The sequence below is a fragment of the Actinophytocola sp. genome (genome assembly GCF_009379765.1).
Taxonomy (GTDB): Bacteria; Actinomycetota; Actinomycetes; order Mycobacteriales; family Pseudonocardiaceae; genus Actinophytocola.
On sequence record NZ_WHTD01000009.1, the window covers coordinates 20288 to 35974 of the forward strand.

Below are 15687 nucleotides of genomic sequence, written 5' to 3' on the forward strand. Positions count from 1 at the left end.
CTCACGCGCCCGTGTAGAGCAGCAGGTTCGGCGTGCCCGCGCTCGGGTTGGTGACCTTGTCCGGGGTGGCGGCCGCGGTCAGGCCCGCCGCCACGTCGTCCGGGGTGGCCGTCGGGTTGGCCGACAGGAACAGCGCGGCGGCACCGGCCACGTGCGGCGTCGCCATCGACGTGCCGCTGATCGTGTTGGTGGCACCGTCGTTCCAGGCCGAGGTGATGTCCACGCCCGGGGCGTAGATGTCGACGACCGAGCCGAAGTTGGAGAAGTAGGCCTGGCCGTCGGCGTCGTCCGACGCCGCGACGGTGATCGCCTCGGTGACGCGGGCCGGCGAGAAGCCGGACGCGTCCGCGGAGGAGTTGCCGGCCGCGATGGCGAAGGTGACGCCGGAGGAGATCGCGCCGCGGGTGGCCTCGTCCAGCACGTCGTCCGCGCCGCCGCCCAGGCTCATGTTGGCCACCGACGGGCCGCTGTGGTTCTGCGCGACCCAGTCGATGCCGGCCACGACCTGCTCGGTCGTGCCGGAGCCGCTGTCGTCGAGCACGCGGACCGCGACGATGTTCGCGCCCTTGGCGACGCCGTACTCGGCGCCCGCGATGGTGCCGGCCACGTGGGTGCCGTGGCCGTAGCCGTCCTGCGGGTCGTTGTCGCCGTCGATGGCGTCGTAGCCACCGGTCGCCCGGCCCTCGAAGGTCGGGTGGTCCATCATGACGCCGGTGTCGATGACGTAGACGTTCACGCCGTCGCCCTTGCCGGCGTAGGTGTAGGAGCTGTCCAGCGGCAGGTCGCGCTGGTCGATGCGGTCCAGCCCCCACGACGGCGGGTTGGGCTGGGTGTCCGTCACGTGGAACTTCTGGCTCTGCTGCACGTAGGCGACCGAGCTGTCGGCCGCGAGTTGCTTGGCCTGCGCCTCCGTGGCGGAGATCGAGAAGCCGTGCAGTGCGGTCGTGTACTTGTGGCCCACCTGGGCGCCGTACCGCGTGGCGAGGCCGTCCGCCTGCGCCGATACCGCACTCTTGGCGGTCGTGGCGCCGTCCTTGAGCACCACGATGTAGCTGTCGGGCACCGCGTTCGCGGTGTCCGCCAGCCGGATCTGGCCTTCTTGCGCCTGTGCGGGCATCGCGACGACCGCGGTGACGACCGCCACCGCTGCCGCGAACCCCGCGCCGGCCAACAGCCGGCCCCGACTCATGCGCGTCATGACAAATTGACCCTTTCTGTCCCCGACCAATGTGCACAGCGGCGTAGCAATTAGTGCCCCGTGAATATCCACACGCCGCTGCCCACCAGTTATGCAACAGCCGGAAACAAATTCGAGCAATGCTTGCCACTTGCCACTACGGGCCCGAACGGCGTAGTCACGCTGGGCCGTTCGGCGCAGCCCGCCGACCATCCACACAGGTCGCTCGCGGCACTTCTACCAGCGGAAACAACGCTGAGTGCGGACCCGGTCACGCCGGCTCGAACATGCCGACCCATGCTCCCACATCGCGAAATCAGCAATTATCGACACCAATTCCCGACCATTGAAGCTTGCGCGGAATTCGTCGACGTGATACGGATGTCAGCCCAATTCGGCCAGTTTGTCCCGCAATAGCTTTCCGGTGGCGTTGCGTGGCAGCTCGTCGAGGAACACCACGTCGCGCGGCACCTTGAACCGGGCCAGGTTCGCCCGCACATACGCGCGGATCTCGTCGGCGTCGAGCGTGGCGCCCGATCGGGGCACGAGGTAGGCCTTGAGCCGCTGGCCGAACTCGTCGTCTGGCACCCCGACCACCGCGGCCTCCACCACACCGCCGTGCTCGAGCAGCAGGTTCTCGATCTCGCCGGGGAACACGTTCTCCCCACCCGAGACGATCATGTCGTCGTCCCGGCCGTCGATGAACAGCCGCCCGTCCTCGTCGAAGTGGCCGACGTCGCCGGTGGAGAGCAAGCCGTCGATCACGTCCTTGTGCCGCCCGTCGGTGTAGCCCTCGAAGGACAGGATGCTGCCGACGAAGACCCGGCCGACCTCGCCCGGCGCGGTGACCCGCCTGCCGTCGGCGTCGTAGAGCGCGACCCGGCACCCGACCGGCGCGCGGCCGACCGTGCCCGGTGCCTCGCGCCAGTCCTGCGGTGTCGCGACCGTGGCGACCGCGACCTCGGTGGAGCCGTACAGGTTGTGCACGACCTCGCCGAACGCCTCGGTGGCCCGGTTGCCGAGCTCGGGCGGCAGCGACGAGCCCGCGCAGAAGACGATCCGCAGCGACGAGGTGTCGTAGCGCTCGAGCACCTCCGGGCCCAGGTCGAGGATGCGCCGCAGCATCGTCGGCACGAGCACGAGCGCGGTGGCCCGGTTGTCCTGGACCGCGCCCAGCGTCTGCTCGGGGTCGAACCTGCGGCGCAGCACGACCGTCGAGCCGAGCGCGAAGGACAGCAGGAACTGGGACAGGCCGGTGCCGTGGAACAGCGGCGCGGCGAGCATCGTGCACTCGCCGACCCGCAGCGGGATGCGGTCGAGGAACTGGGCGGCGGCCAGTGGCGACTTCACCGTGCGCGGCGCGCCCTTCGGGGTGCCGGTGGTGCCGCTGGTGAGCAGCACCAGGCCGCCGGGCTCGCGAGGAACGGCGACCGGACGGTCGTCGCTGCTGGTGATCAGCTCGTCCAGGGTCGGGTGCGCGGGCTTCGAGCCTTCCGGCACCCAGGCGAGGAAGCGGGGCAGGTCGTCGTCGAGCGCGTCGACGAGGTCGGTGAACTCCTCGTCGTAGACGAGCGCGGAGACCTTCTCGCGCTTGGCGACGTCGATGAGCTGGGGCTTGGCGAAGCCGGTGTTCAGCAGCAGCAGCCTGGCGCCGAGCTTGCCGGCGGCGACCATCGTGTCGACCGCCCCGCGGTGGTCACGCGCGAGCAGCGCGATGACCGAGTCGGCGGTGAGGCCCTTGGCTGCGAAGGCTCTGGCGAGCGCGTTGGAGCGGGTGTCGAGCTGGTGGTAGGTGAGCGGGCCGAGGTCGTCGACGAGGCCGATGGCCCGGTGGTCCCGGTTGGCGGCGACCTGCGCGGCGCCCGCGATCGGGCCGAGCTGGCGCAGGATGAACAGCGCGCGCAGGGCCCGGTCCGGGCGGGCCAGCGGCACGAGGCCGGACCGGCGGATCACGTCGAGACCGCGCACCATGGTCGGCACCTGCGCGGCGGCTTCCCTCACCCGAGCCAACAAGCCGGACCTCCTTGTCGCGTGCCCCGACCCGAACCTACTTGCTGGTTAACTAACGGTCCACCGCGGAACTGTCGGTGGCCGGGCGCAGAATGCTGGACATGCAGGTCGTGGTGGTGCCGGAGGACGACGGCGCCGGTCGGGTGCGGGTGCTCCCGGACGGTGCCGACCCCGGCGCGCCCGAGAAGGTCGACGACCTGGCTGGGTGGATGGCGGCCACCGAGGCCGCACGCGCGCCGCGCTGGGTGCTGCCGTCGGCCGAGGCGCTGTATCCCGACCTGCTCGAGGCCGGCGTGCGGTTGTCCCGCTGTCACGATCTCTACCTCACCGAGGGCATCCTGCTGGCGTTCGCGGGCCTGCCCGGCCGGCCGCGCAACCTCGCCGCCGCATGGGCCCGCATGCACGACCTGCCCGAGCCCGACGACCCGCCGCCGGTGTCGCGCACCGAGCAGCCCGCGCTGTTCGAGGCCGACCGCGGGCCGCTGCCGGCCGGCGCCGATCCGCTGGACGCGGCCGTCGCGGTGCACACCCACCAGCAGCGGCAGATCGACGAGACGCCCCAGCCCGAGCGATTACGGCTCCTGGTCGCGGCCGAGTCAGCCGGTGCGCTGGCGGCCGCCGAGATGCGCCACCACGGCCTGCCGTGGCGGACGGACGTGCACCTAGCACTGCTCGCCGAGATGTTGGGGCCACGGCCCACGTCCGGCGCCCGCCCGAAGGTGCTCGCCGGGCTGGCCGAGGAGATCACCGGGGCGTTCGGGCTCGTCGGCGCACCGGAGTCGCGCCAGGTCAACCCGGACAACCCGGCCAGCGTGGTCCGTGCCTTCGCCCGGGCGGGCATCGACGTGCCGTCCAGCCGCGCGCACGTGTTGAAGGAGGTCGACCATCCCGCGGTGGAGCCGCTGCTGCGGTACAAGGAGCTCGCGCGCCTGTGGGTCGCCAACGGCTGGTCGTGGCTGGATTCCTGGGTGCACGGCGGCCGGTTCCGCCCGGAGTACGTGGTGGGCGGTGTGGTGTCCGGCCGCTGGGCCACCCGGGGCGGGGCCGCGCTGCAGCTGCCGCGTGCCCTGCGCACGGCCGTCCGCGCCGACCCGGGTTGGAAGCTCGTGGTGGCCGACGCCTCCCAGCTGGAGCCCCGGGTGCTCGGCGCGCTGTCCGGGGACAACCGGTTCGCGGAGGTCTCGGCGGCCACGGACCTGTACACCACGATCGCCGCGGACACCTTCGACGGCAACCGCGACCACGCGAAGCGGGCCATGCTGTCGGCGATGTACGGCGGCACGGCCGGGGGTGCCGGGCCGTTGCTGGCGCAGCTGCGGAAGCGCTTCCCGCAGGCGGTGGACTACGTGGAGCAGGCGGCCCGCGCCGGCGAGGAGGGCCGGATGGTGCGCTCGCGCCTGGGCCGCACCAGCCCGCCGCCGAGCGAGTCCTGGCGCGCGCTGATGGGGTCGGCCGATCCCGGTACGGAACAGCGCTCGCGCGAGGCGGCCCGCAACTGGGGCCGCTTCACCCGCAACTTCGTGGTCCAGGCGAGCGCCGCGGACTGGGCGCTCACCGTGCTGGCCACGCTGCGCCGCCGCCTTGCCGGCACGGAGGCCCAGCTGGTCTTCTTCCAGCACGACGAGGTCCTGGTCCATTGCCCCGAACCCATCGCGGCCGAGGTCGCCACCGAGGTGTCGGCGTCTGCCGACGAGGCGAGCCACCTGGTCTTCCCCGACACCCCGGTGCGCTTCCCGTTGCAGGCGGCCGTGGTCGACTGCTACGCCGACGCGAAGTAGCTCAAACCCGCGAAGGCCACCCCCTCAGGCGCGGCGCAGGGTGTCGCCGGTCAGCTCGGCCGGTGTGCGGTGGCCGGACAGGCCCAGGGTCAGGTCCAGGTCGGCCAGCAGGCTGCGCACGGCGTGCCGCACGCCGTCCTGGCCTCCCAGCGCCAACCCGTACACGAATGGCCGCCCGATGAGCACGGCGTGCGCCCCGAGGGCCAGCGCCTTGACGATGTCGGCGCCCGTGCGGATCCCGGAGTCGAACAGCACCGACATGCGGTCCCCGACGGCGGCGGCGATCTCCGGCAGCACGTCCAGCGACGCGACCGCCCCGTCGACCTGCCGGCCGCCGTGGTTGGAGACGACGATGCCGTCCATCCCGGCGTCGCCCGCCCGGCGCGCGTCGTCGACGTGCTGGATGCCCTTGAGGACGATCGGGCCGTCCCAGTGCTCGCGCAGGAACGGCAGCTGGTCCCAGCGCTTGTCGGTGCCGGTGAACATCGGGATCCAGTGCAGGATCGCGGCGGGCTGGTCCTCCTCAGGCGACTTCTCCAGGCCCGCGCGGAACGCCGGGTCGGAGAACGGGATCGCGGTGCCGATGCCGCGGACGAACGGCAGGTACGCCTGGTCGAGATCGGTGGTGCGCCAGGCCAGCGTCCACGCGTCCAGCGTCAGCACGAGCGTGGTGAACCCGGCCGCCTTCGCGCGCGACAGGATGCTGATCGTCACGTCGTTGTCGTTGGGCCAGTAAAGCTGGAACCACCGCGGACCGTCCCCATTGGACTCCGCGACCTCCTCGAGCGGGTACGACGACGCGGTCGAGAGGATCATCGGCACGCCCAGCTCCGCCGCGGCCCGCGCGGTGGCCAGCTCCCCCTCCGGATGCACGATCGACTGCACGCCGACCGGCGCGAGCAGCACCGGCGCCGGCATGCTCGTGCCGAGCACGGTGGTGGAGAGATCCCGCCTGGTCGCGTCCGACAGCATCCGCGGGACGATCCGCCACCGGTCGAACGCCTCCCGGTTGGCCCGGACCGTCGCCCCCGACCCGGCCCCACCGGCGACATACCCGAACGGCCCCGACTCGAGCTTCCCCCGCGCGGCATCCTCGAGCCCGGTGCCGTCCGTGGTGAACATCGGCACCTGGTCGCCGAGTCCTTGCAGGTAGATCTCGTTCTGGTAGCTGCCGAACATCGTCATGTCGCGAGTCTCTCGCGATCGAGGGCCGCGGTCAGCCCCGGGGTCCGTGCGGCGGCCCGCCCTGCGGACCGAACTGCTGCGGCGCACCCTGCGGGGCCGGGCGCGGCGGGAAACCTTGCGGCGGCCCCTGCGGGCCCTGCGGTGCGAAACCCTGTGGCGGCGGGCCGAACTGCTGCGGGCCCGCCGGCGGCTGGCCGAACGCCTGCGGCGGCTGGCCGTACTGCGGGGGGCCGGCCGGCGCGGGCTGCTCCGGCTCCTCCTTGGTCACCAACACCTTGACGAGCAGCACCACCGCGCCGACGCCGCCGATGGCGAGGCCGAGGCCGGGCTGCATGGGCTCCGACCACATCAGGAGCTTGAACTGCACCGAGGTGAAGTGCAGCAACGCGGAACCGAAACCGAAGATGGCGAGAACTGCGCCTAACCGATACACGATCGCCCCCTTGACACACGTGGATAGCTGGTACCGCAAACGACGCACGCGAGCCCGAACCGGTTCCCTGTCCGCGGTGCGAGCACGTTAGCGACTGCCGGCCCAGACCCGCCAGAGTCCGTACCAACTGTTCGCAACTGCGACCGCCGCGCACCCGACCGACCCCACGAGTACCAGGCCGGGCGCGGATCCCAATGCCAGCAACACATTCCACACGATGAGCAACAGCACGGACACCCCGAGCAACACCGCCGACCCGGCGATCAACGGCTCCCGCTTGGACAATTCAGGCAAAGGCACCCGCGCCGCCGGGGGCAGGCCCAGCCAGCCGCGCCAGGACAGTGTCCCGACGAACACCACCACGCCCAGCCCGAACCACACCAGCAGCCCGCTCGGCGACGGCAACCCGGCCACCAGCAACACGACCGTGCCGACCGCCTGCCACACCGAGGCCCGGCGCACCGCCAGGAACAGGCACACCCGCTCGATCCGGCCGAACCGCGGCGCCGCGCGGGTCCGCACCGGACGCCCGCGCCGCTCCGGGTGCTCCGGGTGCCGCCGGACCAGCCGGTCGATCTTCGCCACGATGTCGTCGTTGGCGGGGTCCAGCCGCAGTGCCGCCCGGTACGCGCTCTCGGCCGCCGGCCAGTCGTGCGTCGCGACCGTCGCGTCGCCGAGCACCTCGTGGACCCGCGGCTGGTCCGGCGCGAGCGCGACCGCCGCCCGCGCGGCTTTGACCGCGGCCGCGGGCGCGTCGTGCGTGAGTGCCTCGGCCAGCGTCACGTGGCAGCGCCAGTCCGCGGCGTCCCGACGCACCGCCTCCCGCGCGGACACCACCGCCTCGCCGTACCGGCCCAGCTCGACCAGCGCGAGGCTCGCCAGCCGGTGCGCCCAGGACCGTTCGCCCAGCGCCATCGCCCGCTTCGCCGCCGCCAGCGACTCGCCCGGCTCGCCCGCGTCCAGCTGCGCGGCGGCCAGCCGGCACCACGCCGCGGAGTGCTCGGGGAACAGCTCCAGCGCGGGCCGCAGCATCGCGATCGCCGACTCCGGCCGGCCCTCCGCGGTCAGGTGAGCGGCACGGACCAGCACCGTGTCGATCGAGCCGATCTGCTCCGCCATCCGCCCTCCCACCGGCCCTACCCGACGAGGCTCGCCAGGTCCCCGTCGGCGAGCTTCGCCTTGTCCACTCGGACCTGGCCGTCCACGAGCGCGTCGCCGTCGTCCCACAGGTTCACGTTCATCGCCGCCCGCACCGCGCCGTCCCGCAGCCAGAACGCGGTGAACTCCCGGCCGTCGAGGTCACCGCGGACCACCAGCTCGTCGGCGAACGGGTCGGCGAGCCCGCGGAACTCCATGCCGAGGTCGTATTGGTCGGAGAAGAAGTACGGGCTCGCCGGGTACGGCTCCGACCCGCCGGCCAGGTTGCCGGCCACGTGCGCACCCTGGTCCTTCGCGTACGCCCAGTGCTCGACGCGTACCCGGTGGCCGTGGCGCGGGTGGAAGTGCGCGGGGATGTCGCCCGCGGCGCCGCGCCGACCGCGACCAGCACGACGTCCGCCGGCAGCTCGGTGCCGTCGGCCAGCCGCACGCCGCTGACCTGGCCGGTACCGGCGAAGGCGGCCACCCCGACGCCCAGCTTCCAGGTGACGCAGCCGATCCACCCGGCGCCGACGATCACCACCCGGCGGCCCTCGGTGACCTCCGCACGCAATGCCCGCGAGTCGTCCAGCGTGCGGAGCGTCCGCAGGCCCGCGAGGTCCCCTTGGACAGCGCGGGCAGCTCGTAAGGGCGATGCGCCTCCTGGCCCAACAGCAGCACCTGTCCGGAGTAACCCTTGCCCCGCAACGCACCCGCGGCCGTGGCACCGGCGAGCCCGGTCCCGACGATCACGATGCGACGACGGTCGGCCATAGCGGGTCAAGCCTTTCGAGAAATTGACGAAACAACGTCACGCTCGTGACCTACCGACGTCATTGTGGTGAACGTCGCCAGCAGGCGAGGCAGCACCCGCAACGGCCGGAGGACAGGAAAGTGGGCAACCACAAGGAATGGCAGATCGTGTGTCGCGACGTGGCCGGCCGGCGGCGCGACCTCACGGTGTTCGTCCGGCAGGGACGTGTGGTGCTCGTGGCGCCGCCGGGCGAGACGGCCGTGCTGGCGCCCCTCGACGTCGGCCGGCTGCGGGCCGCGCTGCGCGACGCAGTTCTGGACGCGTCCAAGGACGAATAGCATCACACCCCCGGCCAGGAATGCACCGGCTCGTTGGTGTGCATGTGGGCGGCGTAGCGGCGGGTCATCTCGCGCAGCGCCTGCTCGCGGTTCACCGACGTGGTCTGCTCCAGCGCGTGCACCGTGTCCACCTGCCAGGTCGACCCGTTGCGCCCGCTGATGCAGCGCTGCTCGATGACGCCGAGCAGCCGGTCCCGGTCCGCCGCGGTCACCCCCCACGTGTCCAGCCCGTCGTGTGCCAGGGGCAACAGCCTACGCAGCACCAGCTCGGTCACCGGGACCTCCCCGATCCCCGGCCAGTACACCCGCGAGCCGATGCCGTCCCTGGCCGCCGAGTGGAAGTTCTCCTCCGCCGCCGAGAACGACATCTGGCTCCACAGTGGACGCTCTTGGTCGGCCAGGGCGCGGACCAGCCCGAAGTAGAGCGCGGCGTTGGCCATCACGTCCACCACGGTCGGCCCCGCCGGCAGCACCCGGTTCTCCACCCGCAGGTGCGGCCGGCCGTCCACCACGTCGTAGATCGGCCGGTTCCAGCGGTAGATCGTCCCGTTGTGCAGGCGCAGCTCGCTCAGCTGCGGGGTCTCGCCGCGGGCCAGCACCTCGGCCGGGTCCTCGTCGTCGCACAGCGGCAGCAGCGCCGGGTAGTAGCGGACGTTCTCCTCGAACAGGTCGAAGATCGAGGTGATCCACCGGTCGCCGAACCACACCCGCGGCCGCACGCCCTGGGCCTTCAGCTCGTCCGGCCGGGTGTCCGTGGCCTGCTCGAACAGCGCGATCCGGCTCTCCGCCCACAGCTGCTTGCCGTACAGGTACGGGGAGTTCGCTCCGAGCGCCACCTGCACGCCGGCGATCACCTGGCTCGCGTTCCAGAACTGCGCGAACGTCTCCGGGGCGACCTGCAGGTGGTACTGCACGCTCGTGCAGGCGCTCTCCGGCGCGATCGTGTCGGCCTGGGTGACGAGCCGCTCCCGACCGGAGATGTTGATCTCGAGATCCTCGCCCCGCGCAGCGAAGATCTGCTCGTCGAGGAGCTTGTAGCGCTGGTTCGCGGACAGCGTGTCTGCGCTCATGTGCTGGTCGTGCAGCGTCGGCAGGATGCCGATCATCACGATGTGCGAGTCGACCGAGTTGGCCTTGTGCTCGGCGGCGTTGAGGCTCGCCCGCATGCCGTCCTCGAACCTGGTCAGCCCGTCCGGGCCGAGCTCGTAGGGTGGCAGGTTGATCTCGATGTTGAACCGGCCCAGCTCGGTCTGGAACGCAGGATCGGCGATCGCGTCGAGCACGTCGGCGTTGCGCATCGCCGGGTCGCCCGCCTCGTCGACCAGGTTCAGCTCGACCTCGAGACCCGACATCGGGCGGTCGGTGTCGAACCGGGACTCGGCCAGCATCTGCGCGAACACGTCGAGGCACTGGCGGACCTTCTGCCGGAACCGCTGCCGGTCCGCGCGGGTGAACTCGGTCCGCTCGACATCCTTGCCCATCGGCCTCGCCTCCGGTCCGGAACAGCGTGCGCTCGGTGCCGGTACCCGCAAGCTCCGAGATCCAAACAGGGTACCGGGCTAAGCTGCCTCGGGTGACGGACAACCTGGTGTGGATCGACTGCGAGATGACGGGGCTCGACCTGGGCAAGGACGCCCTCATCGAGATCGCCGTCCTCGTCACCGACTCCGAGCTGAACATCCTCGACGACGGCGTCGACGTGGTGATCCACGCGGAGGACTCGGTCCTCGACGCGATGCCCGACGTCGTACGGGACATGCACGCGAACTCCGGGCTCACCGACCAGGTGCGAGCCTCGACCGTCACACTCGCCGAGGCGGAGAAGCAGGTGCTCGACTACGTGCGCCGGCACATCCCCGACGCGCGCACCGCGCCGCTGTGCGGCAACTCCATCGCCACCGACCGTGGCTTCATCGCCCGCGACATGCCGGCACTGGACGCGCACCTGCACTACCGGATGGTCGACGTGTCGTCGATCAAGGAGCTGTGCCGGCGCTGGTACCCGCGGATCTACTACGCGCAGCCGGACAAGGGCCTGGCGCACCGCGCCCTCGCGGACATCCGCGAGTCGATCCGGGAGCTCATCTACTACCGCGGCACCGCGTTCGTGCCGGCCCCCGGGCCCAGCAGCGAGCAGGCCAAAACCGTCGCGGACGCCGTGCTGGGGGCCGACCGGCCGCCGGAACCGTAACCGAGTACCGAGCCCCTCCAACGGCACGTTACGATATGTCCGCCGCGCCTTCGGCGTGGCAATGGTGGGTGTAGCTCAGCTGGTAGAGCACCTGGTTGTGGTCCAGGATGTCGCGGGTTCAAGTCCCGTCACTCACCCTTTGGGAGAGGTGTGTTCGGTGGCCCTCCTGGGCCGCCTTCCCTCTCTGCGGGTTTCGTCATCGACTCTGGGGGCCGAGCCCCCAGACCCCCACGGTGCGAGCTCCTCTCGACCCGGCCTGGTTCCGCTTCGCATCCACCAGCTCGCCTCGCTTCGCCTCGCTCGCGAGTCACCCGGTCCGGACTCGCTAGTCCTCCGGTTCGGACCCGCGAGTTCTACGGTCCGGACTCGCTAGTCCTCCGGTCCGGGGTGAGCGTGGGTTAGCGGTGGCCGCCTTTGGTCCACTCGGGCCATGGGATCTGCCAGTCGCCCAGACCGTCCCAGGACTCCAGGCGCGGGCCGCCGCTGTGCTGGACCACGACCACGTCGCCCTTGTTGGAGATGCTCTGCATCCACGCGGCGTTCTCGGTGGACATGTTGATGCAGCCGTGGCTCACGTTGCGATGGCCCTGATCGCCCACCGACCACGGGGCCGAGTGGTAGAAGATCCCGCTGTTCGACATGCGGCTGGCCACGTCCACATGGGTGCGGTAGCCCAGCGGCGAGTCGGCCGGGACGCCGTAGGTGCCCGAGTCCATCGTGTAGTCGGTGTGCTCGCTCATCACGACGTAGGTGCCGAACGGCGTCTCGTGCCCGGGCTTACCCATCGCGATCGGGATGGTGCGGGCCACCTTGCCGTTGACCTTGACGATCATCTGGTGGGTGCCGCCGTCGGCCACCGCCACGACCGCGTCGCCGACCGTGACGCCGGCGACCCGGTCGTCGTTGCCGAACACGCCCTCGCCGAAGTTCTTGCCGTAGATCGACGCCTTGATCGAGATCTTGGTGCCCGCCGGCCAGTACTGCTTGGGCCGCCAGTGGACCTCGCTGTCGCTGAACCAGTAGAACGCGCCCTCGACCGCCGGGGTGGAGGTGATCTGGATCGCCCGCTGCGCGGCGGCCTTGTCGGTGATGTCCACGTCGAAGTAGAAGGCCAGCGGCTGGCCGACGCCCACCTTCTGCCCGTCGAGCGGGTTCATCGACAGGTCGGCCCGCAGCCGCGGCTGCACCGTGGTGAACGTGGAGGTGAGCGACGCCGGCTTGCCGTCGGTGCCCTCGCCCGTCGCCTTGGCGGTGTAGGTCTTGTCGTAGCCGAGCGGCTCGGCTACCTGCCAGGTGGTGGCGTCCGGGGACAGCTGGCCCTTGACCTGCTCGCCCGCCTCGTTGGTGAGCACGACCCGGGTGAGCTTGCCACCGACCGCCGCGACCGTGATCGGGTCGCCCGGCGGCACGTCGACGGCCTTGTTGCCCGGGGAGATCGACAGCTTCACCGGAGTGGGTGGTGGAGTCGGCTTGGTCGACGTCCGGTCGTCCTCCTTGCCCGGCCGGTCCCGCGGTTCCGCGGCAGGACTACTCGTGCACGAAGTGACCATGACCACAACGACGCCGAGCACCCCAGCCAAGACCGCCCGCCGCCGACGCGAACCCCCAGCCCATGCCGCCATCACAACCCCGTCCCGATCCGCTCTGACACCCGCGCAGATCATTCCATAGTGTGCCGGACGCCCCCGACCGGCTGAACACGAACGTGCAAGTCGTCGTGGGAATCCGATTTCGGGACGGCCGAGAGCCCGTGCTACCGTTTGCGACGTCGCGTGGGAGACATCCTCCGCACGCGCCGCTAGCTCAACTGGCAGAGCAGCTGGCTCTTAACCAGCGGGTTCGGGGTTCGAGTCCCTGGCGGCGTACCACCAGACCGCAGGTCAGCATTGCCGCTGACCTGCGGTTCTGTGGTTTCTGAGCGTCGTTCGAAATCGTTTTGAGTGTCCACTGTGGTCTCAACCGCGCCCGAGACGCGCCCGAGACGACGCGCCGACGCCCGAGGGATGATCAACACGGTCCTCTCCGCTGCCGCGCGGGCCACCTCGGGTAGTACGTCGGTGTACAGATCGCTGGTCACGGTGATCGAGGAGTGCCGCAGCATCGCCTGGACGACCTTCATCTCCACCCCGGCCGCCAACGCGAGCGTCGCGGCGCCGTGCCGGAGGTCGTGCAGCCGGATCGGCGGCAACCCCGCCTGGCGGGTCAGGTGCTGGAAGCGGTCGGTGACCTCCGCCGGGTGCAGCGAGCTGCCGTCGGGCGCGGTGAACACCAGCCCCGACTCCACCCACGCCTCCCCCACCTTCGCGCGTTCGGCGCGCTGGCGGGTTTGGTGCTCGGTGAGCACAGCGACGGTGTCGGCGTCCAGGGCGACGGTGGCGGCTGAGGCGTCGGTCTTGGGTGGGGCCTGACCGGTCTCCCAGCCGTACTGCACGATCTGGTTGAGCACGTCGATCGAGCCCGCCTCAAGGTGGGTATCCACCCACCGCAGCCCGCACGCCTCACCCCGCCGCAGTCCACGATGCGCGACCAGGTGGAACAACGGATACAGCCGGTCGTGCACGGCGTGGTCGAGGAACCGTCCGGTGTGCTCCGGGGTCCACACCATCACCTTCGCCGGCACTTGTCCGGTGCGCTGCCAGTGCTCGACCCGTTCCGGGGTCCAGATGATCGCCTTTGGCCGTGCCGCGGGCGGCATGTCCACCCACTTCGCAGGGTTGAAGGTGATCAGCTCCTCGCGGATCGCGTCGTTGAGCGCCTTACGCAGGGTCTCCCGGATGCGCTGCATCGACATGGCACCGACCGGGCGCTGGTACTTGACCGCCTTCCGCCACTCGCCGTCGTCGCTATCGCGGGCAGCGGCGATTTCGTCGTTGTGTTCGACGATCTGGTCGAACATGTCGGCCACGTGCGCGACCCGCAGCTTGTCCAGCCGTACGGCGCCCAGATAGGGCACGAGATAGAGGCGGATGTGGGACTCGTAGGAGCGGTACGTGTTGCGCGCGAGGTTCTTCTTCGTCGGCAACCACCCGGTCAACCACTGGGCCAGTGTCGGGTGCGTCAAACCTGGCACGTTGGCCCGCAGCAGGCGCCGCACCGTCTCGACCTCAGGCATGGTCTTCTTGGCGCTGATCGTGTCGGCGACCAGGTCACCCACCTTGCGCAGCGCCTCGAGATCCTCCTCCTCGGGTACCGCGAGCAACTCACGTACCCGGTCCAACTCGGCCTGCGCCTTGGTGGCCGACTCGAATCCGCTCCGGCGGCGGGGCCGCCGCTTGCCGGCCGCGTCGGGTGGGAGTTCGATGCGGTAGCACCACTGGCCGTGGCCGGTGCGGTTGCGTTTCGAGCAGGCCAAGCCGAGAGGCTTGCCCGAGTCGTCGACGCAGGAACAGCGCCGAAATACCGATCCCTCCGCCATCTCATCCCACCCCCACAGCATGTGGCGTTGAGTAGTCAGTCACGTTCATGACAGTCATGCTCGCGCCGCGGGTAGGTCTCGGGGAAGCCCGAGCGCGTCTACTCACCCGACAGGTTCCCGAGATCCGGACAATCCCAGCACCCGCAGCAACCCCGCGGTCGGCACCCGATACCCGCCACCGACCCGGATCAGCGGACACGGGAACCTGTCGCGACGCGCCAACTCGTAGGCCGTCGTGCGGCCGATCCCCAGCGCTCGCGCCGCGGTCACCAGATCCAGAACCGTCGGCAGCGCGGTAAGTTCATCCAACGTCATCCCCGAGCGCAGTTCCGGCTCGACCATCACACACCGCCTCCACCAGTCGGCCGGTGCGGGAGTTCGGTGATGCGGCGGGCCGCGATCCGGTGGCAGTTCGGGTCGATGTCGACACCGATGAACGGGTGTCCCAGCATTCGGGCTGCCACGCCCGTCGTTCCCGCCCCGGAGAACGGATCCAGCACCGTCCCACCCGGCCGAGCACCCAACGCGACACACCGACGCGCCAACTCCACCGGCCCCACCGCGGCATGGCCTGAACTCGAGCGTGGACTCGCGATCCGCCACACACCACCATCGGAGGCGCCCTGTCCGCACGTGAACCAAGACTCGTCGGAACGGGTCAGCAGAAACAGCATCTCGTGGCGTTGGCTCAGCCGGTCCCGCACACTTTCCGGGCGGGCGTTGGGTTTCACCCACACGATCGCCTCCCGCAACCGCCACCCCCGCTCGACCAGAGCGAACGCGACCCGCCATGGCACACCCTGCAGATCCTTGCGGCGGCTGCGGGTCTGCGGCGGCCGGTGCGCCCCCTGACGCCACCCCGCGCGGCGGCCGGCGGTGGACGCGGTCGAGCCGGGAGCGATGTAGTTGCCCCACGACCCGCCGAACGTGTCGGCCAGGTTCAACCACACCGTGCCCGTCGGCGTGAGCGCCCGAGCGACCTCCTCGAACACCCCCGCCAACGACTCGACATAGGCCTCGACCGTCTGCTCGGTGCCGTACTGGCCGTCCACCTGGTAGTCCCGCAGACCCCAGTACGGCGGCGAGGTCACCACGCAATCCACCGACGCCGCCGGCAGCCCGGACAGCACCTCACGCGCGTCCCCCAGACACAGCGTCACGCCGGGACCACGCCACCACGCATGTGCCGTTACGGTCTCGTCGCGTGGCCCCGCCCGTGGCGGTTCACCGCGGCCGCCAGCCCCGGCACCCCGTGACCCCAGCCCCGGC

General features: G+C 70.9%; 12 protein-coding genes, 2 tRNA genes and 2 pseudogenes. 5 read left to right on the forward strand and 11 right to left on the reverse strand.

Annotation, left to right across the window (positions count from 1 at the left end; translation table 11 throughout):
- Position 1 precedes the first annotated feature (1 nt).
- Together GEV28_RS04290 and GEV28_RS04295 are read right to left on the reverse strand one after the other, a co-directional pair.
- On the reverse strand, positions 2-1189 hold the full coding sequence (locus tag GEV28_RS04290) for a S8 family peptidase (protein WP_291408796.1): 1188 nt from the start codon (positions 1187-1189) through the stop codon (positions 2-4).
- A gap of 372 nt (positions 1190-1561) precedes the next feature.
- Positions 1562-3148 (reverse strand): acyl-CoA synthetase, encoded by a 1587-nt coding sequence (locus GEV28_RS04295; RefSeq protein WP_291408912.1) that lies wholly within the window; start codon positions 3146-3148, stop codon positions 1562-1564.
- Positions 3149-3288: 140 nt separating this feature from the next.
- Here GEV28_RS04295 and GEV28_RS04300 point away from each other — a divergent pair, with 140 nt between their 5' ends.
- Positions 3289-4965, forward strand: a complete 1677-nt coding sequence (locus GEV28_RS04300; protein ID WP_291408914.1) for a bifunctional 3'-5' exonuclease/DNA polymerase — start codon at positions 3289-3291, stop codon at positions 4963-4965.
- 24 nt (positions 4966-4989) lie between these two features.
- Here GEV28_RS04300 and GEV28_RS04305 read toward each other — a convergent pair whose 3' ends face one another.
- From GEV28_RS04305 to GEV28_RS04320, 4 genes and pseudogenes are all read right to left on the reverse strand, one after another.
- The gene (locus GEV28_RS04305; protein WP_291408798.1) at positions 4990-6150 is read right to left on the reverse strand and encodes a lactate 2-monooxygenase; all 1161 of its coding nucleotides are present in this window, start codon (positions 6148-6150) and stop codon (positions 4990-4992) included.
- Positions 6151-6181: 31 nt separating this feature from the next.
- The gene (locus GEV28_RS04310; protein WP_291408800.1) at positions 6182-6583 is read right to left on the reverse strand and encodes a hypothetical protein; all 402 of its coding nucleotides are present in this window, start codon (positions 6581-6583) and stop codon (positions 6182-6184) included.
- Positions 6584-6670: 87 nt separating this feature from the next.
- Positions 6671-7702, reverse strand: coding sequence for a tetratricopeptide repeat protein (locus GEV28_RS04315; protein WP_291408802.1), 1032 nt, complete (start codon positions 7700-7702; stop codon positions 6671-6673).
- Between the two features lie 17 nt (positions 7703-7719).
- A pseudogene (locus GEV28_RS04320) lies at positions 7720-8494 on the reverse strand (oxidoreductase C-terminal domain-containing protein).
- Positions 8495-8614: 120 nt separating this feature from the next.
- On the opposite strand from GEV28_RS04320, the gene GEV28_RS04325 reads away from it, so the two are divergent.
- The gene (locus GEV28_RS04325) at positions 8615-8812 is read left to right on the forward strand and encodes a hypothetical protein (RefSeq protein ID WP_291408804.1); all 198 of its coding nucleotides are present in this window, start codon (positions 8615-8617) and stop codon (positions 8810-8812) included.
- Between the two features lie 2 nt (positions 8813-8814).
- On the opposite strand, the gene GEV28_RS04330 is transcribed toward GEV28_RS04325, so the two are convergent.
- Positions 8815-10293, reverse strand: a complete 1479-nt coding sequence (locus tag GEV28_RS04330) for a glutamate-cysteine ligase family protein (RefSeq protein ID WP_291408806.1) — start codon at positions 10291-10293, stop codon at positions 8815-8817.
- 92 nt (positions 10294-10385) lie between these two features.
- Here GEV28_RS04330 and orn point away from each other — a divergent pair, with 92 nt between their 5' ends.
- Both orn and GEV28_RS04340 read left to right on the forward strand, forming a co-directional pair.
- Entirely contained in the window at positions 10386-11003 is a 618-nt protein-coding gene (orn, locus tag GEV28_RS04335) for an oligoribonuclease (protein ID WP_291408808.1), read from the forward strand.
- A 64-nt stretch (positions 11004-11067) separates the two neighbouring features.
- Positions 11068-11140 (forward strand) — tRNA-His (locus tag GEV28_RS04340).
- Positions 11141-11401: 261 nt separating this feature from the next.
- On the opposite strand, the gene GEV28_RS04345 is transcribed toward GEV28_RS04340, so the two are convergent.
- The gene (locus tag GEV28_RS04345) at positions 11402-12553 is read right to left on the reverse strand and encodes an Ig-like domain-containing protein (protein ID WP_291408810.1); all 1152 of its coding nucleotides are present in this window, start codon (positions 12551-12553) and stop codon (positions 11402-11404) included.
- A gap of 242 nt (positions 12554-12795) precedes the next feature.
- On the opposite strand from GEV28_RS04345, the gene GEV28_RS04350 reads away from it, so the two are divergent.
- Positions 12796-12871: transfer RNA gene (locus GEV28_RS04350), tRNA-Lys, on the forward strand.
- Between the two features lie 239 nt (positions 12872-13110).
- Here GEV28_RS04350 and xerC read toward each other — a convergent pair.
- From xerC to GEV28_RS04365, 3 genes and pseudogenes are all read right to left on the reverse strand, one after another.
- Positions 13111-14439 (reverse strand): annotated as a pseudogene (xerC, locus tag GEV28_RS04355) (tyrosine recombinase XerC); the annotation flags it as partial.
- An 81-nt stretch (positions 14440-14520) separates the two neighbouring features.
- A complete protein-coding gene (locus GEV28_RS04360) occupies positions 14521-14760 on the reverse strand; it encodes a helix-turn-helix domain-containing protein (protein ID WP_291408812.1) in 240 nt (79 codons plus the stop codon).
- The gene (locus GEV28_RS04365) at positions 14760-15578 is read right to left on the reverse strand and encodes a site-specific DNA-methyltransferase (RefSeq protein WP_291408814.1); all 819 of its coding nucleotides are present in this window, start codon (positions 15576-15578) and stop codon (positions 14760-14762) included. Before GEV28_RS04365 ends, GEV28_RS04360 begins: the two co-directional genes overlap by 1 nt.
- Between the last annotated feature and the right edge of the window lie 109 nt (positions 15579-15687).